20 protein-coding genes are annotated in these 25,406 nt (G+C 45.1%); 7 read left to right on the top strand and 13 right to left on the bottom strand.

The window, feature by feature from the left end; translation table 11 throughout:
• Positions 1-20: 20 nt before the first annotated feature.
• On the bottom strand, positions 21-2,279 hold the full coding sequence (locus OH463_RS00995; protein WP_269990309.1) for a DNA internalization-related competence protein ComEC/Rec2: 2,259 nt from the start codon (positions 2,277-2,279) through the stop codon (positions 21-23).
• Between the two features lie 8 nt (positions 2,280-2,287).
• Between OH463_RS00995 and OH463_RS00990 the strand changes: the two genes are divergently transcribed.
• Positions 2,288-2,797, top strand: a complete 510-nt coding sequence (locus OH463_RS00990) for a DUF2062 domain-containing protein (RefSeq protein ID WP_005446692.1) — start codon at positions 2,288-2,290, stop codon at positions 2,795-2,797.
• A 197-nt stretch (positions 2,798-2,994) separates the two neighbouring features.
• Here the strand turns inward: OH463_RS00990 and lolE are convergent, their stop codons facing one another.
• The 3 genes from lolE to lolC are packed head-to-tail and all read right to left on the bottom strand — an operon-like array spanning position 2,995 to position 6,150.
• Entirely contained in the window at positions 2,995-4,239 is a 1,245-nt protein-coding gene (gene lolE / locus OH463_RS00985) for a lipoprotein-releasing ABC transporter permease subunit LolE (RefSeq protein ID WP_009698315.1), read from the bottom strand.
• A 2-nt stretch (positions 4,240-4,241) separates the two neighbouring features.
• Entirely contained in the window at positions 4,242-4,949 is a 708-nt protein-coding gene (gene lolD, locus OH463_RS00980; protein WP_029790268.1) for a lipoprotein-releasing ABC transporter ATP-binding protein LolD, read from the bottom strand.
• On the bottom strand, positions 4,942-6,150 hold the full coding sequence (gene lolC, locus OH463_RS00975; protein WP_026000130.1) for a lipoprotein-releasing ABC transporter permease subunit LolC: 1,209 nt from the start codon (positions 6,148-6,150) through the stop codon (positions 4,942-4,944). The genes lolD and lolC overlap by 8 nt, the downstream gene beginning before the upstream one ends.
• A 264-nt stretch (positions 6,151-6,414) precedes the next feature.
• Between lolC and OH463_RS00970 the strand changes: the two genes are divergently transcribed.
• The 4 genes from OH463_RS00970 to OH463_RS00955 all read left to right on the top strand — a co-directional run bounded on the left by OH463_RS00970 (position 6,415) and on the right by OH463_RS00955 (position 11,849).
• On the top strand, positions 6,415-6,984 hold the full coding sequence (locus OH463_RS00970) for a PilZ domain-containing protein (RefSeq protein ID WP_009698318.1): 570 nt from the start codon (positions 6,415-6,417) through the stop codon (positions 6,982-6,984).
• Between the two features lie 5 nt (positions 6,985-6,989).
• Positions 6,990-10,451 (top strand): transcription-repair coupling factor, encoded by a 3,462-nt coding sequence (mfd, locus tag OH463_RS00965; protein WP_005446683.1) that lies wholly within the window; start codon positions 6,990-6,992, stop codon positions 10,449-10,451.
• Positions 10,452-10,458: 7 nt separating this feature from the next.
• Positions 10,459-11,229: a peptidoglycan binding protein CsiV gene (locus tag OH463_RS00960; RefSeq protein WP_195724123.1), complete on the top strand. Its 771-nt coding sequence runs from the start codon at positions 10,459-10,461 to the stop codon at positions 11,227-11,229.
• 71 nt (positions 11,230-11,300) lie between these two features.
• On the top strand, positions 11,301-11,849 hold the full coding sequence (locus tag OH463_RS00955) for a GNAT family N-acetyltransferase (protein WP_005446680.1): 549 nt from the start codon (positions 11,301-11,303) through the stop codon (positions 11,847-11,849).
• An 86-nt stretch (positions 11,850-11,935) separates the two neighbouring features.
• Here OH463_RS00955 and OH463_RS00950 read toward each other — a convergent pair whose 3' ends face one another.
• The 7 genes from OH463_RS00950 to hinT form a co-directional block, all read right to left on the bottom strand.
• Positions 11,936-13,225: an NAD(P)/FAD-dependent oxidoreductase gene (locus tag OH463_RS00950; RefSeq protein ID WP_005446679.1), complete on the bottom strand. Its 1,290-nt coding sequence runs from the start codon at positions 13,223-13,225 to the stop codon at positions 11,936-11,938.
• A gap of 526 nt (positions 13,226-13,751) precedes the next feature.
• Entirely contained in the window at positions 13,752-14,291 is a 540-nt protein-coding gene (gene ycfP, locus OH463_RS00945) for an alpha/beta hydrolase YcfP (protein WP_005446677.1), read from the bottom strand.
• 75 nt (positions 14,292-14,366) lie between these two features.
• Positions 14,367-15,248, bottom strand: a complete 882-nt coding sequence (thiK, locus tag OH463_RS00940) for a thiamine kinase (RefSeq protein WP_005446675.1) — start codon at positions 15,246-15,248, stop codon at positions 14,367-14,369.
• Positions 15,249-15,291: 43 nt separating this feature from the next.
• Entirely contained in the window at positions 15,292-15,882 is a 591-nt protein-coding gene (gene lpoB / locus OH463_RS00935) for a penicillin-binding protein activator LpoB (RefSeq protein ID WP_005431666.1), read from the bottom strand.
• Between the two features lie 87 nt (positions 15,883-15,969).
• A complete protein-coding gene (locus OH463_RS00930; protein WP_005446667.1) occupies positions 15,970-16,362 on the bottom strand; it encodes a YcfL family protein in 393 nt (130 codons plus the stop codon).
• Entirely contained in the window at positions 16,362-17,759 is a 1,398-nt protein-coding gene (locus tag OH463_RS00925) for a COG3014 family protein (protein ID WP_009698321.1), read from the bottom strand. Before OH463_RS00925 ends, OH463_RS00930 begins: the two co-directional genes overlap by 1 nt.
• A gap of 128 nt (positions 17,760-17,887) precedes the next feature.
• Entirely contained in the window at positions 17,888-18,238 is a 351-nt protein-coding gene (gene hinT, locus OH463_RS00920) for a purine nucleoside phosphoramidase (RefSeq protein ID WP_005446662.1), read from the bottom strand.
• A gap of 235 nt (positions 18,239-18,473) precedes the next feature.
• Here hinT and OH463_RS00915 point away from each other — a divergent pair, with 235 nt between their 5' ends.
• Positions 18,474-20,465 (top strand): methyl-accepting chemotaxis protein, encoded by a 1,992-nt coding sequence (locus tag OH463_RS00915; protein ID WP_005446660.1) that lies wholly within the window; start codon positions 18,474-18,476, stop codon positions 20,463-20,465.
• Positions 20,466-20,630: 165 nt separating this feature from the next.
• Entirely contained in the window at positions 20,631-21,791 is a 1,161-nt protein-coding gene (locus OH463_RS00910) for a DUF1887 family protein (protein ID WP_005437515.1), read from the top strand.
• A gap of 162 nt (positions 21,792-21,953) precedes the next feature.
• Here the strand turns inward: OH463_RS00910 and udp are convergent, their stop codons facing one another.
• Together udp and OH463_RS00900 are read right to left on the bottom strand one after the other, a co-directional pair.
• On the bottom strand, positions 21,954-22,712 hold the full coding sequence (gene udp, locus OH463_RS00905) for a uridine phosphorylase (protein WP_005437517.1): 759 nt from the start codon (positions 22,710-22,712) through the stop codon (positions 21,954-21,956).
• A 305-nt stretch (positions 22,713-23,017) separates the two neighbouring features.
• On the bottom strand, positions 23,018-25,324 hold the full coding sequence (locus OH463_RS00900; RefSeq protein WP_269990303.1) for a zinc/cadmium/mercury/lead-transporting ATPase: 2,307 nt from the start codon (positions 25,322-25,324) through the stop codon (positions 23,018-23,020).
• Between the last annotated feature and the right edge of the window lie 82 nt (positions 25,325-25,406).

Raw genomic sequence — 25,406 nt, 5'->3', positions numbered from 1 at the left:
GTTTTCTTACATTAAGACTCTTATTCTACTCCGTTACGCAGCATCTGCCTATACCAAGGGTCAAATGTCTCACTTCGTTTCGTTTCAAAATACCAATTCTCTTGCTCAATAAGGACGCTTATTTGACCGCCATTCCCCGTATCCAGCCATTTCGCATTGGCGTTCTCGTACGCTAGAACCACGTTATTTGCAGGCATTCCCCACTGATTCCCTTTTGCCAGAGATGCGATCGCCAGTTTTGGGGCAATCGCTTCAACAAACTTGGGGTTAGAAGAGCTCTTACTTCCGTGATGCGGGACAATCACAACATCACTTTTTAACTGATCGGGGTTTCTCACCAAGATCCATTCACTAACGGCTTCAATATCGCCCGTTAATAGCAACTTAAAATCCGTTTTGGTATCGACGACACGAATCACGCATGAATGTGGGTTATATGCACGTTTAACCAACTTCGGAGGCCAAAGAACTTCAAATTCTAGCGCTTGCCATTTCCATCGCTCCCCTGCAATACAAGGTTGGTAGTTAGCGTAGTTTTGGCTACTAAGCTTACGAACTGGGGCGAAGTGCCTTTCGATATATGCACGTCCTCCAGCATGATCTGAGTCGGCGTGACTGACGACAAACATGTCGATAGAACCGAACCCTCTGCGATACAAGATAGGAGCAATAACTTGTTCAGCAATACTTCCATAAGCCCATGTTTTACCCGTGTCATATAAAAGCACTTCACCGTCTTTTTCTAGGAGCACTGCAAGTCCATGCCCAACATCTAACACATCAATACGCCAACCATCGGATTTTCGTTCATACCACAACGCCAGACTTGTGATGACCAAGAACAAAACGCCTGAGGTTTCTCGATTTAAAAATCGCATCGAAAGCACACAAACGCCCAATGCCAGCACCCACAACGTTGCCTGTGAGCTAAGAGATTGCCAACTCCCCAAAGCAAATGGCAAAGACCAAGTAAGGGGTACAAGCATCCAATCTAACCACTGCCACAGCATGTTCGCCAAGTGCACTGAAAACGGGGTAATGATAAGTGCAACAAACATCAGTGGAACGACAACAAAACCGAACCAAGGGATAAAAATGAGGTTATATAAAATAGAGGAGAGGCTCGTCCCGGCAAAAAACAACCCACTAATCGGAATGATCAACACAGTGAGTACTAACTGAATTTTGAATAAGGTACCCAGTTTCCTAATCCAATTGCCACGGCTATGTTGTACACAATTCACTGCAAATAAAACGGCGATAACAGAGAGATAAGACAGCCAAAAGCTCATAGTGAGTGCAGAAAACGGCTCGATGCACAACTGTATTGCTACAGCAAGGAGCAGCACGCGCCAAGCGCTCCAATAAATCAAAGCAGACTTTAATAACAAGTAAATCAAACATACTGAAAAAGCTCGAGTCGTAGGCAAAGAGAAGTCTGCTAACCATGAATACAAAAAAGCAGTAGTAAGCCCAAACAAGGAAGGTAAAAAGACAAATTTTGGCAAAGCGTACCTAACAACAACCCCAAAGCTCATACCAAAAGCAAACGCCATTCCTATATGTAAACCCGAAATCGAGACCAAATGCAGTAAGCCACTATCACGTAGGAGTTGCCAGTCATATCGAGACAGAAGCGTACGGTCACTAAACGCCAAAGCACGAATAAGAGCGAAGTGTTCAAGCTGAACAATGTGCTTATGAACGACGGCGATAATTTGCGTTCTTAATGATGATCGCTCACGAATAAGCCACGCTGAATCCTTTGAAACGGTCGCCCTTGCCACAATGCCCTTTCCTACTGCCTGCTTTTCGGCGTCATGACCTGCTTCGTTTAAGAGCCCAAAGATGGGTTTAACTGTCACTTCGGTAGTGAACTCACTGTTAACTGCGAGTGGGAAAGGCGTTATCAACCGGATTTTCGGTTTAAAAAAAGGTAACAAGTTTTGAGAATTCACCTGATGGACACGCGCAATTCCTTCATATCCGTGACTTATTTGCGTAAAAGGGCTGTCAACTTTGCCATTTATGGTAATATTCACCCCTGCTTGAAACAGGGCTTGTCTTTGATGCTCCATAACATTGCCGTGGATAATGACAACCATAAAGCCCGAAATTACGCCTATGCTCAATAAGCCACGTCGTAATTTTATTATTGAGCCAGTGGCAATTATTCCCAGCAGCAACCAACGCCAATCTGGTATCGTCGGCCACCATGCAGACGAAATAACGCTCGCTACAAATAAAGCCAAGGTCAAACTTTTTTCTAAGAGAGTCATGTCGTCCTATGCCTAGAAAGCTGATAAAACGCTTCATGCCAGATCATGAAATGATCAAACGCCAAAAAGCACTGAAGGTCTTCGGCAACGTTTTATATAACCCAAACTTGTGGTGTTTAAATCGTCGCTCTGCGTCTGGTGCTTTTGCTGTTGGTCTGTTTATGGCGTTTGTCCCGCTTCCGAGTCAGATGATCATGGCGGCAGGTCTTGCCATCATGCTTGGTGTTAACTTGCCTCTATCAGTCGCACTTGTTTGGATCAGTAACCCAATTACCATGCCAGTGCTGTTCTACTTTGCTTACAAGCTTGGCGCCTTGGTCATGCATGTACCACCACAACCATTCCACTTTGAATTGTCGTGGGAATTCATCATGCAGCAAATGAACACCATAGGACCTCCGTTCTTACTTGGCTGCGCGATCTGTGGCGTAGTGTCAGCAATCATTGGTTATTTCGGTATTCGTGGTCTTTGGCGTTATTCAGTCGTGAGAAGCTGGCAAAAGCGTAAAGTACGATAAGCGCTTATTCACCAGTTGGCAGGTTATGGCGCGTTGAATGGAAAACAGTTAACGTTAGAAATGAAAGGTGATGTAACTCAAGTATGAAACGCATCGAGCCAATTAGAGATAGCAACGATATAGATAAAAAGGACCGATAATAATCGGTCCTTTTTTTGTTGTCTGTTATTTGCGAACTGTTCGCTGAGCTTTGTAGATTACTTGGAACTCAATACCGCCGCTGGATTAAGTTTCGCTGCACGGGAGGCTGGGTACCATGTTGCCAACAAACTCAAGATAATCGCCGTAATGGAAACCAAAGCAACATCTGGCCAATGCAATTGCGATGGTAAGAAGTCGACAAAGTAGATATCCCCCGAAAGAAATTGGTGACCAATTAAGGCTTCCAACCCCTTAATAATCGGTGTGAGGTTGAGAGCAACAAGAACGCCAACGACACTACCCGCAAGACTACCAAATACGCCCGAGAATACGCCTTGCCAAACGAAGATACGCTTAATCAAACTGTCTTTTGCACCCATAGTACGAAGAATCGCAATCTCAGCCGCGCGATCTTTAACCGCCATCATCAATGTCGAGACAATATTGAAACACGCGACACCAATCACTAGCACCATTACCAGGTACATAATGGTACGAACAAGTTGGATATCACGGTACAAAAAGCCAAATTGTTGTTGCCAGCTTTTTAGGTAAACATAAACATCAATTCGGCTACCGACTTCACGTACAATTGATGGTGCATTCAACACATCATCCGTCTTCAGCGAAATACCTGTAACGCCATCACCTAAGCGGGCATAGGCTTGAGCATCCTTGAGTGGTACTAGCGCTAATGAATGATCGATTTGACCGTTAAGCGTTAAAAAACCAGCGACTTTGACTCGGACTCGCTTTGGGGCTTGTACCTTATTCGTACTGCCTGATTGCGGGATCATTAAAGTAATATAGTCACCAACATCGACCTTTAACTCATTGGCGACACCACGCCCAAGAATCACTTGCTGTTGACCTGAGTAAAAATTTTGCCACGCCTGTGGGTCAATAAAGTCAGACATACTAGAAACAGCTTGCTCAAAAGCTGGATCCACACCGCGAACTTCTATTGCTTTTAGCTTACTGCCCTTCTCTGCTAACCCTGTAAACCGAACATAAGGTGCGGCAGCAACCACATGCTCATGACTTAGGGCTTGCTTCATGGTTTTGGTATAGTTGTGCAGTGGACCATTCACCCCCTCTAACTCACCATGTGGAATCACAGAAAGCACACGAGACTGTAACTCTCGTTCAAAGCCATTCATCGCAGATAAGCCAATGATGATGACTGCTACGCCAACCGCAATACCTATGGTGGAGGAAAGAGAAATGAACGATACCATCTTGTTACGCTTTTTAGCGCGACTGAAACGTCCACCAATCATCAATGCTAAAGATGAAAACAAAATTAGCCCTCCACGGTTGCTGTGTCTGTGGTAAAACGATCCACCAGCAAACCATCTTGCATATGCATTTGGCGATCCATTTTCGCGGCCAGCTCGTTATCATGAGTGACAACTAAGAAAGCAATATTCGACTCCTGATTTAACTCACGCATTAAGTCGTAAATCGCTAGCGCCGTATTGTGATCTAAGTTACCAGTCGGCTCATCTGCTAAAACCAAGTCAGGCTTATTGACCAAAGCTCGTGCGATAGCCACACGTTGGCGCTCACCACCAGAAAGTTCTGACGGACGATGGTCCATTCGATGTCCCAACCCCACCTTCTCCAGAAGGGCTTTTGCTTCCGCTTTCGCATCTGCAACTTTCGCCCCACCAATCAACAGTGGCATTGCAACATTTTCAACCGCTGTGAAATCAGCCAGCAGATGATGGAATTGATACACAAAGCCAAGATGCTTATTGCGCAATGCAGCTTGTTTGTTGGAGCTCAAAGCAGACAGGTTCTGTCCCAGAAAATCCACTTCTCCTTGAGATGCATCGTCTAATGCTCCAAGGATGTGGAGCAACGTACTCTTACCCGAGCCTGATGAACCGACAATAGACACTAACTCGCCTTTATCAATATCAAAACTTACACCTTTGAGCACTTCAGTATCTAACGAACCCTCTCGGTAGACTTTACGAATATCACGACATTCTAATAGCTTATTCATAGCGAAGTGCCTCAGCAGGTTTAACAGAAGATGCTCGGAAAGACGGGTAAACAGTTGCAGCTAGACTCAGAGCAATCGCCAGCACTACCACTAGTAAAATTTGGAATGAATCAATCACAATAGGTAAGTGACCACCGAAGCTAAATAGTGCCACTCCCGCCGCTTCAAGAATTGCATTGAGGTTAAGTGATAAAGCAACGCCCATTGCACCACCAACAATGGCACCAATCACACCACTGCTTGCGCCTTGAACCATGAAAATCGCCATCACTTGAGATTGAGTCATACCTTGTGTTTTAAGAATCGCGACTTCAGATTGCTTCTCCATCACCACCATGATCAAAGCGGAAATAATGTTAAACGCAGCAACACCAACGATCAGCCCAAGCATCAAGCCCATCATATTCTTTTCCATTTTGACGGCTTGGAAAAGCTCACCACGTTGTTCTCGCCAATCACTCCATTGCCAACCATCAGGCATTGGCTGATCAGCAAAATCAGTCACCATAAAAGGGTCTGAGAAGAACACACGCCAGCCAGAGACTGTATCTTTCGGTAAACGCATCAGCTTTGCCGCATCAGTCATATTAACAATCATAAGCTGACCATCGACATCTGAGCCCGTATTGAAGATGCCAGCTACCGTGAAATTACGTTGGCTCGGAATTCGACCCAGTGGGGTAAATTGGGTGGCATTGGTGACCATCAAACGGACTTTATCGCCCATCGACACTTTCAATGAGCGCGCCAAGCTGTGACCAAGGAATACTTTGTACTCACCTGCTTGAAGAGAAGATAAACGTCCTGCGATAAGGTGGTTAGAAATCGGGTCGCCAAGTTTGGGCTCTATACCAATTAAATAACCAGCTGTCAGTTGTGCAGAGCTTTGAATAACAGCCTCACCACGAACAATAGGTTCTGGTTTTGCTATGGTCGACATATCTTGAATGAACTTAGGAGCAGCTTCACTGAGAGGCGTTTTACTATCGTGTTGCGAAATCACAGCATGAGGAAGCACTCCTAAAATGCGCTCTTTCAACTGGGCTTCAAAACCGTTCATTACGGAAAGCACCGTCACTAACGCCATCACGCCAATTGTGATACCGGCTGTCGACATATAAGAAACAAATCGGCTAAATCGGTCTCCGGAGCGTCCCCGAAGGTACCGCAAGCCAATAAACAAAGAAATAGGATGATACATATAGGACAAACCAACTGGTTATCTAGTTATGAAGCCATTACTTAGCTAGTTAATACGGGTTATCTTACCTTACTCTTACAATGAAGAAGACAAGATAATCGCTAAATTTGTCAACGACATGCAATAAGTCCCCATTTACAGCAAAAAGTTCAGCCAGAGAAACGGGGAAACTTGATAACTTAACCTGATTAGCGATAATCAACCCCCTATCCTACTCATTCCTAAATGAAATGAGAGCGCTCGATGGCAGAAAAGGACCGAATTATGACAGAGCAAGAATATTTTACCGTACACCACAATCTGACTATCAACGTCGAAACGCTAGGGACGGACTTTGCTCTGCCAGATGAAGAGACTTTCCAATCCGAAATTCCAGCGCCTTTTATTGTCGCAAGTGAATTTAGCCATTTAGATATGTTAGCTGATAACGCGAGATTGGAGCTGCAAAACAAAGAGTTAAAACACGTCATCCATTTGCTGGATACTCAAAACTCTAAACTCAACTTACTGCTCAGCTTTATGCTCTCGCAACAAGATGACATTGCACTCCGTTTCCAGACTACGCAATTCGGCGCAAGCCAACTGAGCTACCGTAGCGATTCTGCCGTAGAAAAAGACCAACTGGTTCGTGTGAAGCTCTTCTTAGATCATCCTGCTGCAGCAATTTACTGCTACGCTCAGGTAGTAGAGTGCGAATCTGCCGAGCAAGGCTATGTAGTCACACTAAAGTACAAATTACTTCGAGAAGCTGACCAAGATTTATTGATTAAAGCCGCACTATACCAACAGCAAAAACTACTCCGTCAGCGCTCATTAGAGCGAGATAACAAATAATTACCATGACAAAAGCAACGATTCTGTCCGTCACCAATCCGTCTGAGCGTGGCGATAAAAAACAGCTTGGCAACTTACCGGGAGCGGCATTGCCGATGGCGATTGCCGAGCTAGCAAAACAACACTCTAGCCACTCTCTGCTAGTGGTACCAGACCCGCAAATCGCGCTCAAACTGCAAGCAGAAATTGAGCAATTTACCGACCAACCTGTAAGCCTATTCCCTGATTGGGAGACGCTGCCATACGACAACTTTTCTCCACACCAAGAGATCATCTCAGATCGTATTGCACGCTTATATCAATTGCCAAACCAAAATCGTGGTGTGACCATTGTGCCAGTGAGCACAGTATTACAACGCCAGTCCCCGCGTGATTTCTTACTGCAACACACCTTGATGGTGAAAACGGGCGACCAATTCTCGCTGGAAAAACTGCGTGTGCAACTGGAGAACTCTGGCTACCGTCACGTTGATCAAGTTTTTGGTCCAGGTGAATATGCAAGCCGAGGTTCGATCCTAGATTTGTTCCCAATGGGCAGTTCAGATCCATATCGCATTGATTTCTTTGATGACGAGATCGACACCATTCGCACATTTGATCCAGAAAACCAACGTTCGATCGAAGACATTCAGCAAATCCAGCTTCTGCCTGCGCATGAATTTCCGACGACGAAAGCGGCTATTGAAGATTTCCGTACTCGTTGGCGCTCTCAGTTTGAAGCTCGCCGCGAGCCTGAGTCAATTTACATGCAAGTCACCAAAGGCACTTGGCCGGCGGGCATCGAATATTGGCAGCCATTGTTTTTCGATCATACAGAAACGCTTTTCGATTATTTACCCGATGACTCTCAACTGATCACCTACGGCGATATTGAAGCCGCAGTCGATACCTTCTTGAATGACGTTGACTACCGCTACGATCAAAAGAAAATCGATCCACTGCGTCCGTTGTTAGCACCACATGAATTGTGGCTGAAGAAAGATGAGCTATTCACTCACTTCAAACAACTACCGCAAGCTCAGCTGAGCCTAGAGAAAATCGTTAAACGTGCAGGTCGCCAGAATCTCGCCGTTCAATCTCTAGCCGAGCTTGGTGTTCAACAGCAGAACAAAGAGCCGTTAGCGCGTTTACGCCAATTCAGTGAACAGTTTGCGGGTAAAATCGTTTTCTCTGTCGAGTCAGAAGGTCGCCGTGAAGCATTAACAGAGCTACTGCAAGGCATTAAAGTGCGCCCAGTAGTCCATGGTTCACTATATCAAGCGCTGGATTCTGACGATCGTTTCAGCCTAATTCTAGGTGCTGCGGAACATGGTTTTATTCATGAAGAGCTAAATTTCGCGCTGATCTGCGAAAGCGATCTGCTTGGCGATCGCGTTATCCAACGTCGCCGTAAAGACAAAAAAGCGGTCAACAGTGACACCGTCATACGCCACCTAGCTGAACTTAAGCCGGGTCAACCTGTTGTGCACATCGATCACGGTATCGGCCGCTACATAGGCCTACAAACTCTTGAAGCTGGCGGTATGAAAACGGAATACGTAACACTTGAGTATCAAAATGATGCCAAGCTTTACGTACCCGTATCTTCACTGAACTTGATTAGCCGCTATTCAGGCGGAGCTGAAGAAAGTGCACCGCTGCATAAACTAGGCGGTGAAGCATGGGCAAAAGCTCGCCGTAAAGCTGCAGAGAAAGTTCGTGACGTTGCAGCAGAACTTCTGGATGTTTATGCCAAGCGAGAGCTAAAACCGGGCTATAAATTTGAGCTCGACCGCGGTCAATACGCAACTTTCAAAGCAACTTTCCCGTTTGAGGAGACCGACGATCAGTCAATGGCAATTAATGCGGTCTTGTCTGACATGTGCCAAGCAAAAGCCATGGACCGCCTAGTTTGTGGTGACGTTGGTTTTGGTAAAACAGAAGTCGCAATGCGCGCTGCATTTGTTGCCACAGACAACAGTAAGCAAGTGGCAGTCTTAGTACCAACCACTCTGCTTGCACAGCAACACTTTGAAAACTTCCGCGACCGCTTTGCTAACTTGCCAATTCGCGTAGAAGTCCTGTCGCGCTTTAAATCGGCAAAAGAGCAAAAAGTGATTCTCCAAGATGTCGCTGATGGCAAAGTTGATATTGTCGTTGGTACTCACAAGTTGCTATCAAGCGATATTAAGTTCAAAGATCTTGGCTTGTTGATTGTTGATGAAGAACACCGATTTGGTGTGCGTCAAAAAGAAAAAGTGAAAGCAATGCGTGCCGATGTCGACATCTTAACGCTTACCGCAACACCAATTCCGCGCACATTAAACATGGCAATGAGTGGCATGCGCGATTTGTCGATCATCGCAACACCACCAGCACGCCGCTTGGCGATTAAGACCTTCGTACGTCAACGCGAAGACTCCGTGGTACGCGAAGCAGTACTCCGTGAAATCATGCGTGGTGGTCAGGTTTACTTCCTACATAACCAAGTCGAAACGATTGAAAAAACCGCCGAAGATTTGCAAAAGCTGATTCCGGAAGCGCGAGTTACCGTTGCACATGGTCAGATGCGTGAACGCGAGCTCGAGCGCATCATGAATGATTTCTATCATCAGCGCTTCAACTTACTCGTATGTACTACGATCATAGAAACAGGTATTGACGTACCAACCGCCAACACCATCATCATGGACCGAGCAGATAACCTAGGTCTCGCGCAGTTGCACCAGCTTCGTGGTCGTGTTGGTCGTTCACACCACCAAGCGTACGCTTACCTGTTGACGCCACATCCAAAAGCAATAACGAAAGATGCAATTAAGCGTCTTGATGCAATTGCGTCACTGGAAGACCTTGGTGCTGGCTTCACTCTTGCTACCCACGATCTTGAAATCCGCGGGGCTGGTGAGTTACTGGGTGACGAACAAAGTGGTCAAATTCAATCGGTTGGTTTTACACTATATATGGAAATGCTTGAACAAGCTGTTGAAGCCTTAAAAGAAGGCAAAGAACCTTCACTGGATGATCTACTTCGAGAACAAACTGAAATCGAAATGCGCATTCCAGCTCTTTTGCCGGATGACTACATACCAGACGTCAACACTCGCCTATCTATGTACAAACGAATCGCGAGCGTGACAGATAAAGAAGGGCTATCAGAATTAAAAGTGGAACTGATTGATCGTTTCGGCTTGCTACCTGATGCAACGAAGAACTTACTGTCTGTCTCTGAGCTAAAAATTGCTGCTGCATGTCTCAAAGCTAAGAAAATTGAAGCTCATGACAAAGGTGGTTTCATCGAGTTTTACCCTGATGCTGACATAAACCCAGCATATTTAGTTAAACTCCTGCAATCACAGCCGCAAAAATTTGCAATGGAAGGTCCAACTAAGTTCAAGTTTAGCGTACCATTGACGGACCGACGTAAACGCATTCAGTTTGTTCAAGACTTACTGAATGATTTTAAACAGAATTTATTACCAACGAGCTAATAGTCGAATGAGAATACTGATCCCATTATTACTTCTTTGTGTCTCAATGCCATCATGGGCTGCGCGTCAATTTGATATTGAAGTAATTATTTTCAAGCGAGCAGTCGACGCTGAAAGTACCAGTGAATCATGGCCAAACAAACTGCCAACTATCGAAATGAGTAACGTCGGCAGCTTACAAAGCGATTCTTACCGTCAATCAAAAGGTGTCACCCTGCTTCCTCGTTCTTCTTACAGATTGAACGCTCAAGAAGCAGCACTTAACAACCATGCAGGCTTTAAAGTATTGAAGCACGTAGCGTGGCGTCAAGGTGACCGTGGTAAAGCAAGTGCACCAGTTTTCCGCATTGTTGGCGGGCGTGATTTTTCAGGATCATATAATCCGGATGGCAGCTCAATCACTGGCAATGCACATTCCTTAGCGACCAATGGCTATAGCGAAGAAAGCGTTAAAGGTCCGCTTTATGAGTTGGATGGCAAATTACAAATCTACGTTCAGCACTATTTGTTTGCCGAGACAACGATGGACTTACGTGAACCGAGTGTTCGGGAGGTTCACATTGAATCGCAACCTTCAGAACAATTGTCTGAAGAATTTGGCGAAGTCGATGGTAACGTGCAAGTCGGTAACTTAGCAGAAGTCTCTCCGACTGTGACTGAAGAGACATTCTTGAAGAGCTTCCGAATGGATCAGAAGCGTCGTATGCGCAGTGGCGAAACCCACTACTTAGATAACCCATTAATGGGGATGATCATTCAAGTTCGTCGAGTACAATAAAACACAGTACCAACAACAAAGCGCAGCACTTGCTGCGCTTTGTTTTATTTGAAATCTAACATGGAAGTTGTATGAGTCCAGATTTTGAAATCATAACCCCTCGTTTGGCTCTCAGATTAATCCCATCTGAGGAAGCCCATATTCTACAACGCATACTGGCAGAATCCCCTTCCCTACACCAATGGTTAGATTGGTGTGATGAAAATGTCTCACTAAGAGATGCGCAAGATTTCTTGCTCGCTACGCGACTGAACTGGGTAAAAACAGAAGCGTTTGGTTTTGGCATTTATGAACGAAGTAGCGATAACCTTGTTGGTATGGCTGCTGTCAATGAGCTTTATCATACCTTCAATATGGCAAGCATTGGCTATTGGGTTGCGGACCGTTATCAACGCAAAGGTTACGCTCAAGAGGCAATCCGCGCGCTTGCCGAGTTCTGCTTCGCTAAACTCAATTTGACTCGCGTAGAAATCGTCTGTGATTTAGATAACACAGCCAGTCAGGCTTTAATTGAGTCTGTTGGTGCACAGAAAGAAGCGATTGCCAGAAACCGATTTATCTTTCATGGGAAGCCAAAAGATGGGGTCGTTTATTCACTGTTACCCAATGACTTGGAATGAAAAAAGCCACCGACATGCGGTGGCTTTTCTTCTATTTGTTATTTGATTCTCTCGCCAAATCTTCAACAAAGAACCAAAAATTCAAATTAGTGCAGTTTCAAGTTTGGACGCAATACGCGGTTGATACGACCAACCAGCATCATCAAACCCGTTTTAATCACACCGTGTAGCGCCATTTGGTGCATACGGTACAGTGAAATGTAAACTACGCGTGCGATGCGACCTTCAACCATCATAGAGCCTTTGGTTAAGTTACCCATCAAGCTACCAACGGTTGAGAAGCGGCTTAGAGACACTAGAGAGCCGTGGTCTTTGTATTCGTATGCTTTAAGCTCGCGACCATTAAGCTTAGCCACAATGTTAGTGAACGCTTGACTTGCCATTTGGTGCGCAGCCTGAGCTCGTGGCGGCACAAATGAGCCATCTGGCTGGGTACATTGAGCCAAGTCGCCGATAACGAAGATGTCGTCATCACGAGTGGTTTGCAACGTGTTTTTCACGACTAATTGGTTAATACGGTTCGTTTCTAGACCGGCAATATCTTTGATGAAATCAGGCGCTTTGATACCCGCAGCCCATACCATGATTTGTGCAGGGATTTTCTCACCATCTTTGGTAGTCAAACCGTCTTTGTCCGCTTGTGTCACCATGGTCGCAGTACGCACGTTTACACCTAGCTTAACCAACTCTTGATGCGCTGCAGAAGAGATACGTGGTGGAAGCGCAGGCAGAATGCGCTCACCTGCTTCAACTAGGTTTACATTTAGTTTGCTAGAGTCAAGATCGCCGAAGCCATACGTACGTAATTCTTTTACTGCGTTGTGAAGCTCTGCCGATAATTCAACACCAGTTGCACCCGCACCAACGATCGCGATATCTACCGTACCGTTACCGTTTTTTGCATGCAGTTTTAAGAATTCATTATTCATTTCACTACGGAAACGGTGCGCCTGTTCAGGGCTGTCGAGGAAGATACAGTTTTCACGAACCCCAGGCGTATTGAAGTCGTTTGACGTAGAGCCAATTGCCATAACCAGAATATCGTATTCCAGTTCACGGCTTGGCATCAGAAGTTCACCATGTTCGTCTTTTAGTTCACTTAGAATGATCACTTTACGTTCACGGTCAATGTCTTGAAGGCTACCCATTTGGAAATCGAAGCAATGGTTTTTGGCATGAGCACGGTAGCTCAATGCATCCACACCTTCGTCTAATGAGCCTGTTGCCACTTCGTGCAACAGTGGTTTCCACAAGTGGCTCGCTTTACGGTCTACCAGTGTAATTTGCGCACGGTTCTTACGACCCAGAGTGCGGCCCAGTTTGGTAGCCAACTCAAGGCCACCAGCACCGCCGCCTACAACGATAATGCGTGTCACAATGTTATCCTCTACAAAAATGAATATATGGGTTCAGCTCGACGTAGACTCACAGTTACGCTGCGGTCATACATCCAACCGATGAATTCTTTGGTCTCTAGAGGTGAGCTCACTTTTTGGATAAATCCCGATGCCATCATGTTATTGCCTACTCTTGTTTTCGGCTTATGGTCCATCGGATTATTCGCCTGAAACACACGATCTCAGACAAAAAATGGGCAAGTTTCTTACTCGCTCTCAATTTTTTTTGATATTTATCAAATTATTTTTACCAAGTTCATTATATAGAGCAATCCTTTGATGGCAACAAAAATCCTTACTCTGGATACGGATTGACTACTTTTCATCTGCTTGACGGTAACGTTTTCGTGCCACAAAAGGTTAAATCGATAAATCAAGCCGATAAATCGATACAAAATGTAAAATTTGGCAGAATCAGTGCGATAGAGTCAAAACCAATAGATACAAAAACAGCACTTCTTGAAGTGCTGTTTAAAGGTAGTTAAATTTTTATCTATTGGGCAATTTATGCGTTCTTAAATGCCTTCATCGCTTGCAGATGATGAGAGATTTTCTTGAACTTGTGCGTTTGGTTCTCATCCCAAATAATCTGATAATGCTTGTCCAACTCTGCCGCAGTTTTCGAATTGTCATGTATTTCATCTTCTTTGGATAAAATCACTAAACAACGATCTTGGTTTTTGGTTCGGAATTGCTCGACACATTTGGTCGCGATATCTTCATATTCTTCGGGACGATCAATGCGACCTGCCATCGTTTTCTCTGGATGCAGGTTTGGGTTGAACATCACCTGCTTAATGCCGCAAAGAAAACCGATACGCTCTGACCAATATGCGCCAAGTCCAACACCACAGATAAGTGGGGCTGGGTCATTCGCTTGGTCGATGACCTTAGACACTTCCTTCAACAAGTGCTGCATATCGTGCTTAGGATGAAGTGTGCTGTAATTGATGAAACGAACGTCATCATCGATGAATTGCAATTGAAGAACTTTTTCGTGGTTACCTGGGCTTGTACTATCAAAGCCGTGCAAGTAAATAATCATGTGTACCTCTCCCTGTGACTTGCTGGTACTTCACTTTAAACTACCACTATTTCCTTATGGTTAAAGAGGAAAAAGTCATGAGTTATCAAAACAGTGATCTTCCATACATAATAAGTCTTTAAACTCATTCGCACTGTCTAAGTATTGTTCATCATCCCACAATTTGTAGGCGATCAAATACCATAACATCGCCATCATAATGGTCCTTGGCATCCACGCACGTACGCCTTCCAGCCACAGAGACACATCATCAATTTGACGAATCTGGCAATACTGAGCAACACCCTGCTCAATTGGCACATCGGCAAGCTGCAAAATCAAAGTGAGGTCTAATCTTGGATCAGATAAAGCGGCGTATTCCCAGTCTATGACCTTCACCCCCTCTTCACCACGAACCAAGTTATAACAACCAAGATCGAAGTGGCACAGTGCAACGGGAACTTGTTCAACACTCGGTTCCGACCGCCATTTTCGATACAAGGTTTCAAACTCTGTACCAATGTACTTACCACCTAGCTCTAACCAGTAGTGATCAATTCGTGACAAGTAAGAGAAAGGAACCAAAGGAATCGCCGTCGACGGATATTCATGAATAGCAGCAGCGATTGGCAATAATTCATCAATATCGATACCAGGCTTAGTCAATGTCTCACCCGGAACCCACTCCACTAGCAAACCTTGCTCATGAACAAAGACAGGTTTAGGTCCGAGGTTAAGCGGGGCGATTGCATTGAGCACTTGATATTCGTTATGGCGAGATATAGCAAAGGTCTTGCATACGTTACTGGTTGGTCGCCAGACATACGCAAGACCCTCTGAAGATTCCAACCGCCAACAACGATTGGTAAGTCCACCAGTGACGGTTTGAACCTTCACTGGTGGTGAAGTAAAGAAGCCATCAAGAGTATTTAAACTCGGATCTAACTGTTTCGCTTGTTGCCAAGAAAACCACGCCATGAATGACTTCTCCACTCAAGGTCATATGACCAAAAAGAATCAATTAAAGACCAAATAGGCTCTTAGATTGCTCTTTACGGATTTCTGTTTCATCCGCCCATTCAATCAGACCTGTTTCTAGATCCATTAGACGCATCGTCATTTTGTAGTAAACGTCTTTGTCACTGCCTGCATTTTTCACGATGCTAGAAAGGTTGCCGTAAAGCATGTATTGCGCACCGACCATTTTACCGAATTGGATAGCTGTGCTTTGGTTCACTAGCTCGTCAGTGTTTTGGAAGTTAAGTTGCTCACGAACAGATTCCACACGATCCATGTCTACAAAACGGAACTTACCAGAGTTCAGCATCTTAGTAGAGATAGTGTCAGTAATAGATTCAGTATCGATGTGCTCACTTGTTTTGTTCTTGATGCGCTCAACAAACACGATAGGACGTTGGTCACGAGTAATTGCTGCCACTGAACCTGACATCATCATGCTGTCGACCATTTCGCCAGCAATTTTTTGTAGATCCGTCGAGCCGAAATCAATCGTTGTTGTTTCTGTCGCTTGCGCATCACCGTAAGAGACCTTGTTTGAACAACCACCCAGAATGACGGCAAGACCTAAAAGAGCAATAATACTTTTTTTCATGAGAGTTCCTTAGTTTGTGTTTCATACCAAGGTGCCTCCACCTTGGCAAAGCAGCATAGCCGCCGAAATTGTGTTACTCGAGTTGAGTTAGTTATCATCTGCTTCGCGAATTTGTACGCGAAATTGTGTTCCGTTTGGGTTCACCGTCACTTCAGACAGAGTCACCTGTTCGAATCCACGCACAATCATTTTGCGCCACGGACCAGGTTTGGTGTTCACTTCCAGACCTGTATTGTCATACCAATAAAAGCGATAAAGAATGTGCTGGTCACCTTTGTAGTTACTGCTTAACTGCACGACACCTCGTGGGCGATCATCCACGTAAGTCGTTGTGATGTTGTCAACTAACAAACGGCTACCCAAAACATTGTCATTAAAAAACACCTTTTGAGTTTGACCATCAATTCGGATACCTGCGGTGTTGTCAGCACACCCGGCTAAACCAATGATCACCGCTAAGCCTATAAGCCATGCTCTCATTACAACCTCCCTAGTTGTTTATGCCACACTGTTGAGTGCGATCCCTGACGGGACACCCAAACCAACGTGGTTTGTTGTGCTGGCACGTCAAATTGATACACCTGATCACCTAAGTTAAGACTCTGCTTGCCCGGCTTCACCACTTTCGAAGCCGTTTTCACCGTCCCCGGGAGCGTCTGCCAACTTCTGGTATCAGGTTGTTCAGTTAATGTATTCCAAACATTGAAAAGAATGTTGCCGACGTCATCGCCTTTCTTCGCTGCTTCTTTTCGAATTCGGTCTTTTGCCCAAACACGAATTGCCTGACGAATAACAATCGTCGTTAAACGTTCGTTCAAATCGTTTTGAGCCATCGAGTTAACATCAACTAAAGTGCTCGATGGTAATTTGCTACCATTCAATGCCACATCGCCGAAACGCTGCGTTCCACTTTTTGGGTAATAAGGTAATGCGAGCGAATAAATTGCACCATCACCTCGGCTGTCATATATAGGCAAATCTATACGCCAACCTTGTAATGCTTCTACAACACCTTGTTCATCGATCACGATCACGCGACCTTGAGACTTACTCAACCCTGAAGGTGCTTTACCATAACGTTTTTCAAGTAAACGTAAGTCTTCACGCATGCCGAGCTTTTTTGCGGCATACATGGTGCTTTCAATCACTTGCTTATTGTTTGGCATCACCGCAAGGGCACGACGGTAGTCTACATACGCACTATTCAAATCTCGTGACGCTTCATATAAAAGACCCGACAGATAGAACAAGTAGCCATTTTGTACTGAACTTAGCTTTTTACCCGCATCTGGGTAGTTTGCAAGCACGCTACCTAGGTTCGCCGACATGCCTTGACTCTTAAGATCCTTCTCTGCGCGTTTTAGTTCCTTTTCACGTGCTTTCTTCGCTGCTTCTTGCACTTGGTTAGCACGGCGCATTTCTACCAGCGCACCTTCGAGATCATTCTTTTGCAAATAGTTTAAACCTAAGTACAAATGCAAAAAGCCGAGCTCATAATCGGCAGGCTGATATTCATTTAGATTGTCGTTAACGGCAAGAGAACCAACGCTGGTTGCTGTTTCCGTAACAGAAATGGTTGCACGATCTTGTTGTTTACGAACTGCACGATCGCTTTCTTCTAATGAGTTCAAGCTGGTAGGGTAATCCTCAGCAAGAAACGAAATTCTTCCTTGTTCAAAGTTTCCAAGGATTTCGCCACCTACATCACTTGATTGCAGTTGTTCAGCTTTGGCGTATTCACCAGCAACCACCGCTTGGTAGACTTCTTTATTTTGGTCGCTGTAATGACTGAACAGATTGCCAGCGGATAAGTTCGCACATCCCGTAGCAAGCAGGACCCAGCTCATCAATCCAAATAGCTTCACACCATGTTTCACATTTATCTCCACAAATGTGTCGTTCACAGAAATATACCCAAGTAATTTCAAAACATTGGCTGAGCCAAACATCCCGAAGTGCTTGGGTATAAAGAAGTGGATGAACTGCTTCATCCACTTCTAATAGATTAGCTCAATACCATTGGACCTAAAGGACGACCGCCCACTAGATGCATATGAATATGATAGACTTCCTGACCGCCATGTGAGTTACAGTTTACAATCAAACGGTAACCGTCTTCTGCAATGCCTTCTTCTTTAGCCAGCTTTTTCGCAACCGTGAACATGCGCCCCATCATCGCTTCATCTTCGGCTTCCACGTCATTAGTTGTCGGGATCAGCTTATTTGGAATGATAAGAATGTGGCTTGGTGCACGCGGATTAATATCACGAAACGCCGTTACTAAATCATCTTGGTAAAGGACATCTGCTGGGATTTCTTTGCGAATAATTTTGCTAAAGATGGTTTCTTCCGCCATGGGTACTCCATTTTATAAGGTGTGTAACCTATTTAGTATGCGCTAAGCCAAAAGCGAGCTCAATAAAAAACAGTGTTCACTTAACATTATCAATATAAGCCGTTACGTTGAAGCTTTTTTTGTCGTGTCCGTCATAAAACGTGCGTCTCAAACTCAATACAATCCAATGAATTTTGTTACTTTTTTAAGACATTTCTTATTTATCTTGTCTATTTTTGGGAGAGGAAGCTCACTTATGCGAGGTTCAGTTATTAAACGGATGTATGCAGGCTTCGCGCTAATCATCGTCCTGTTTGCGGTCACGATTGCCATTATGATGGGGGGCATGAATGATATTCACGGTAAGTTTGAGACAGTATCCAAGTCTTCACTACCACTTGTTTCACTATCTAACCAGACCAGTGTGGAACTGCTTTCCGCAGATAAATCTTTTAAGGATTTCCTGACCACAGAGAATAAACAACGCATGGATGAAATGCGTCAGGAATTTGCTAAATCTCAACAGCGCTTTGAAGGGACATTGAGTCAACTTGAAATCGCGAGTCAAATCTACCCTTCTCTTGCCGAACCATTTTCTCAACTTAAAGAACTTGAGCAGAGCTACTTTACCGAAGCAAAAGAAGCCATGGACAACTATGAGGCAATGTTCTCTGCACAAGAAGAAGTGCAAAAATCATCGCGTCGTTTCCAAAAGCTCAACACAGAGCTTTCTGTTGGTCTTAAAGAATACGTTGCAGATCAATCCAGCATCTCAGTGAAAGTGATGGCAAAAAGCTACTTCATTAAATTAAAAGATGCTGAAGTTATTACCTCGGATGCGCTGGCAAGTACCAACCCAGAATTCGTAACTCAAGCGGTAGCAAAAAACCGTAAAGCAGTCACGCACCTAAACTACGCGTTCCGTGGACTTGTGACACAACTGCCTGAGCTGCAAAAAGCCTTCGGCGAATCCGTTGAGCAGTTTACTCGCGACGTAGGTATGCGTGGCGGAGTATTGGATCAACACAACAGTTACTTATCGGCTCGATCTGCGTTGTACAACAACATTGCTAACCTAGCAACAAAAGTAGACTCTAGCATGGCAATTCTTGAACAATTCACCACAACCGCAACCGATAAGCTGAACGAGTCTCTCGCTGACGCTGGGGACATCTACTCAGCGGGCGTGACTAAAGCGATTGTCATTGCTGTTATTGTGGTTCTCTTTGCAACAGCGATCGGCTACCACATCGCGCAAAGTGTTCGTGAACCACTAACTCGCATCTTAAAAGCGTTGGAAGGCCTTACAGAAGGCGATATGACGCAACGTATCGACAACCGTTACAACAACGAATTCAGCCGTGTGAGCGGTCACATCAATACGCTCGCGGATAGCTTGCACAACATCCTTGTGAAACTAAACGATGCATCAGACAACTTAGCAACAACCGCATCAACCAACGAGCAAACTTCTTCACAAGCACAAACACAATTGAATTCTCAACGTGAGCAAACCGCTAATGTGGCGACAGCAATGACTGAGATGTCTCACTCAGTACAAGAAGTCGCGCAGAGTGCACAAGGCTCGCTAGAGATGGTACAACGTGTTGAGACAGCGTCTGACCAAGGACGCAACGTGATGAACAGCAATATCTCGACCATCAACCAACTTGAGACACGTTTAAACGAATCAGTGTCTGCGGTTTCTGAATTGCAGAAAATGAGTGGGCAAATTGGCTCTATTCTGGATGTAATTCGTAACATTGCTGAACAAACCAACCTACTCGCACTGAATGCCGCCATTGAGGCAGCACGTGCTGGCGAGCAAGGTCGTGGTTTTGCAGTTGTTGCCGATGAAGTTCGAGTGTTAGCTTCCAAGACGACACAATCGACAACTGAGATTGAGTCAATGATCAGTAACCTACAAACCAGTTCACAAACCGCGAGTCAGGTGATTCAAAGTTGTATGAGTGATATGGAAATGTCGGTGGAACAAGCATCAAAAGCAAACAGTTCAATGGAAGAAATCCAAGCACTGATCATCGAAATCAGCCAAATGAGCACGCATATATCTCAGGCGGCAGCTGAGCAGAGCGAGACTTCTGCCGATATTGCACGCAGCATTGAAGACATCAATAGCATTGCAGACCAAAGCTATCACGCGATGTCTAGCATTGCGCAAACCAGCGAATCAATGACGCAACTTGCGCATCAGCAAAATGAACTGGTTCATCGATTTAAGCTATAAAATCGAACGCGACAAGTAGCGGATTTATTGCAACCAACTGTATAAGGGTGACTTTTTATTAAAGTCACCCTTGTTTTTTATGAGCCTTGTCTACATATGGTTATTATGGCTTGCTCATCCCTTTTCTTTTCTCTTTTCGAGCAAGCCAAATAAGAAGGAAAACCTATGGCTGTTCATGTTGGTATTATCGACCAAGATCCAGTGAGATTAGTCACTCCTCTTTTGGATAATCGCACTGTAAGTACACATATCGTCTTCATCGGCGACAAAAGCCAATCCGATATGTACGAGCGACTGAGCGCAGTATTAGAGCAGCGAGAAATTACTTCCGAATTCTTTGAAATTCCTTCTGCAGTAAACACTTCTCTGATCAAACAATCTGTCCACAAATTGGCAAAAGACCTCCACGACCGAGGCGAAGAAGTTAAACTCAATGCAAGCTGTGGTCTTCGTCACCGTCTGCTTTCCGTGTACGAAGTCTTCCGTACTTATCGCTGGCCAATCTTCGTTGTAGAGCCAAATAGTGACAAATTATGCTGGCTTTACCCAGATGGCAAAGAAGACACGCAAGTAGAAGACCACATTACGATTTCTGACTACCTTACAATTTTCGGTGCGCGCGGTGAATTCCACCACGTAGACCTTCCTCCTCAACTTGACCAAAAGCTGTATGAACTTGGCGAGCGCTGGGCGTCTAACGCGTTAGAGCTTGGTCCTGGTCTTGCTACACTAAACTACCTTGCAACAACGTGTCGTAAAGAGCAAAAGCTAGATGTTGAGCTTTCTGAGAAACAACAAGGCTACCGTGAACTGAACATGTTGTTGACCGACTTGGTCGAAGCGCAAATCGCCACTTACGAAAACGGCGTACTGACGTTTGCTGACGAAGATGCACGCCGCTTCTCAAATGGTGAGTGGTTAGAAACTCTGGTTCACAGCACCGTTAAACAAATTCAAGACACCATGCCGACCATTCAAGACCGTTCGTTGAACGTGCAGGTTTATCGCAAACTCGGTGAAAGTGAAGTTCGTAATGAGCTTGACGTGGCAACGGTGGTGAACAACAAGCTTCACATCATCGAATGTAAAACCAAAGGCATGCGTGACGATGGCGATGACACGCTCTACAAACTTGAATCGCTGCGTGATCTTCTTGGCGGTCTACAAGCAAGAGCGATGTTGGTGAGCTTCCGCCCACTGCGCCATAATGACATCACTCGTGCAGAAGATTTAGGTTTGGCACTGATCGGTCCTGATGAACTCAAAGATCTCAAAACTCACCTTTCTGCATGGTTTGAAGCCGCTGGCGGTTCTGACGAAATCTAGTTTTTAACCTCCAATCAAAAAACAGAAAAGCAGCCCTCTCGGCTGCTTTTTTTTATTGCGTCAGGTTTAAAGTTGTTGCACCCAAACAAACGAACAGATAGAAAAAACCAGAGGCGAACCTCTGGTTTTTCCCGTTTGTTTAAATGCCAACTAATGTTGTACTTAAAGCATCTTACGAGCGGCTTCTACTACAACTTTAATTGAGCGAGCTTCCGTTTCTTTCAGAGTTGAATGATCTGGAATCTCTTTTTGTGTACGGTTGATGATTACACCCGCCACACAACCTGCTTTCAGGCCAGAGCTTGCACACATGGTTAGCAATGTTGCTGACTCCATTTCGAAGTTCAGAACGCCCATGTCTTGCCACTCTTGCATAGAACCTTGGAAACGCTTAACAACACGACCAGAGAAAGTATCGTAACGCTCTTGACCTGGGTAGAAAGTGTCACTTGAAGCAGTCACACCCATATGAACTGTTGCACCAGACTCTTCAACGGCTGCTTTCATTGCTGTTGCGATTTCGAAATCTGCTACTGCTGGGAACTCCATTGGAGCAAAGTGTAGGCTCGCGCCATCTAGACGAACAGAACCTGTCGTAACGATCATGTCACCTACGTTTACGTGTGGTTGGATTGCGCCAGTAGTACCAACACGTAGGAAAGTACGAACACCAAGTTGCGCTAGCTCTTCTACTGCAATAGAAGTAGATGGACCACCGATACCTGTAGAACAAACCACAACAGGTTTACCGTCTAGCTCTGCACGGTATAGCGTGTATTCACGGTGACTTGCTAGAAATACTGGGTTTTCCATTTCTTCTGCGATTTTTTGTACGCGTGCTGGATCGCCTGGAATGATTGCTAGAGTAGCACCATTAAGATCAGCTTCAGTAACACCTAAATGGAATACAGCTTGAGACATAAGTCGCTCCTTGTTGTGGCTTATTTTGTAAACAATAAGCTCATTAATAAGTTGTTGGGTACAGATGCACTGTAGCGAACCTTTTACCAACATTGAGTGATCACAATCACAATGAAACAATGTAATAAATCTACACTTTCAAATAAAAACGGTTTGGATCACACTTTACAGACCAAAAGATCATTTCATTGCATAGTAATCAGTGATTCACCAAACGAAACCATCACTAAGACCATCTCGATTAACAGATATAAAAAAGCCTGAGACGTCTCCGCCTCAGGCTAATTCTTAATACACGTTTATGATTATTTTACTTGCTTAGTTTCAAAGCGTAATAGTCTTAGAGCGTTCAAAGTCACCAAGGCAGTAGCCCCGCTGTCGGCTAATACCGCAACCCATAACCCGGTAATACCGAGTAAGCTTGTCACCAAGAACACGCCTTTCAAGCCTAAAGCCAACGCTACGTTCTGACGAATATTATTGAGCGTCGCACGTGATAGCTCAATCATCGCAGGCAATTCAACCAAGCGGTTGTGAGTCAGGGCCGCATCTGCGGTTTCTAGCGCAACATCCGTACCACCACCCATGGCGATACCGATGCTGGATGCTTTCATCGCCGGTGCATCGTTAATACCATCTCCGACCATCGCGACAGTGTGTTGCGCTGATATCTCTTCCACATAGTGCACTTTATCCGCTGGTAACAGACTGGCTTTGTAATCAAGACCAATCTGGTTAGCAATAGCTTCTGCACTACGTGGGTTATCACCGGTTAACATGACTGATGAAATACCAAGTTTCTTCAGTGCAGCAACCGCTTGCTGGGCGTCTTGGCGAAGCGTGTCTTGCCATGCGATCAAACCAATGACTTCATGATCATGACGAGCAATAACGACCGTTTTACCCTGCCCTTCTAACTCAACCACTTGTTGCTCAACCTGTTGCGAGATTGGGAAGTCTGCTTTCGATGGTGCGATGACTAGAACCAACTTCCCTTCAACCACACCTGTCACACCAGAACCAACCTGCGCAGTTTTATCTGCCGCTTCAGGAATATTGATGCCTTGCTCTTGCGCTTTACTTACCAGCGATAACGCTAGTGGGTGACTTGAGCCAATCTCAATCGACGCCGTTAAGCTTAATAGCTGCTCTTCTGTTACATCGAATGGAACCACGTCAGTCACTTGCGGTTTACCTTGTGTCAAAGTACCTGTTTTGTCGAACGCGACAGATTCAACACGTCCCAACAGTTCCAACGCTGCACCGCCTTTGATCAAGGCACCTCGTTTTGCTGCCGCGGCTAAACCTGAGGTAATCGCTGCAGGAGTAGAGATAACCAAAGCACATGGACATGCGATCAATAACAATGCTAAACCGCGGTATACCCATGTCTCCCAAGGTTGTGCAAACAGCAATGGCGGTGTGATGATGACTAATAGAGAGACAAGCATCATCAGCGGTGTGTACCAACGACTGAATTTATCTAGGAAGCGTTCAAGCGGTGCTTTGCGTGACTCTGCTTCTTCAATCAAATGCAGAATACGGTCGATCGCGTTTTCACCTTGGCGAGACGTCACTTTCACTTGCACGACTTTGTCGACAACCACGGCACCCGCCATGATTTTTCCACCTTCAGCATGTTCAACTGGAACGGATTCACCGGTTAGTGCGCTCTCATCAAAGCTTGCTGCTTGGGTCATAAGTAGACCGTCAGCAGGCATACGACCACCAGGAGCGACTTCAATAATGTCACCTGGCTGAAGCTGTGACGCTGGCACTTCTTGACGTTCGCCGTCCACTATTAGTGTCGTATTTTCAGGCACTAAGTCCATCAATGCCTGAACACCACTGCGAGCACGAGATGATGCGTATGCTTCTAACTTTTCACCAATAAGGAAAAGCAATAGCACCATCGCTGCTTCAGCAGTTTCGCCAAGGTAAAGTGCACCTAATGCTGCGACACTCATTAATGTTTCAATCGCAAACGGAGTGCCACTACGAGCCAATTTCACCGCTTTCATTGCAACCGGATACAAACCAAGCAAACAGGTTAAGGTAAACAGCCAAGTACTTAACATTGGGTTGAAATCAGAAATGATGCCAGCAAACGCCATTGCACCTGCGATCGATAGGATTTGTACATTGTCTTTAACAATGCCTAACCAACCTTTCTTTTCTGCTTTTGGCTTTGGTGCATCGGTAGAAATTAATGGAAAACCAGTTTGTTGAGAGACCTGCTCAATTACAGCCGCGACGGCACGGTTATCAAAATCGACGACCAATTTTTCGGTTGCGAATAGTACTTTAGCGTTGGTAACCCCTTCTACAGAGGTAATCGCCTTCTCTAACTTTTGGGCACAAGAAGGACAGTCCATACCAGACACTAACCAGCTATGACGAATGGAGGATTCGAGGGGTTCGGCAGGACCTTCGTCTTCGGCAGACTCTGAGCTACAACCGCCGCTACTGCAGCAAGAGCCTTCTGAGCCGACCACGCTCGCTTGCGTGATATTGAGAGTTGGTTTTGCCGGTGCGCAGCAAGAGTCGTTTGCACCTACCGCCACCGCAGATTTGATTTTGCCAGATTGGCAACCTTGATGTTTTGTACACATAATTCACTTTCCTTATTGGTGATGAGTCTCTTTCTGCCACTAAGGATAAACCTTGGAGCTAGCTCCAAGGTCAAGAACAATA

The sequence above is a fragment of the Vibrio sp. NFR genome (assembly GCF_027587095.1).
In the GTDB taxonomy this organism is placed as follows: domain Bacteria; phylum Pseudomonadota; class Gammaproteobacteria; order Enterobacterales; family Vibrionaceae; genus Vibrio; species Vibrio harveyi.
The sequence above is the reverse complement of the archived record's forward strand: the minus strand, read 5'-3'. Positions and strand labels throughout refer to the sequence as shown.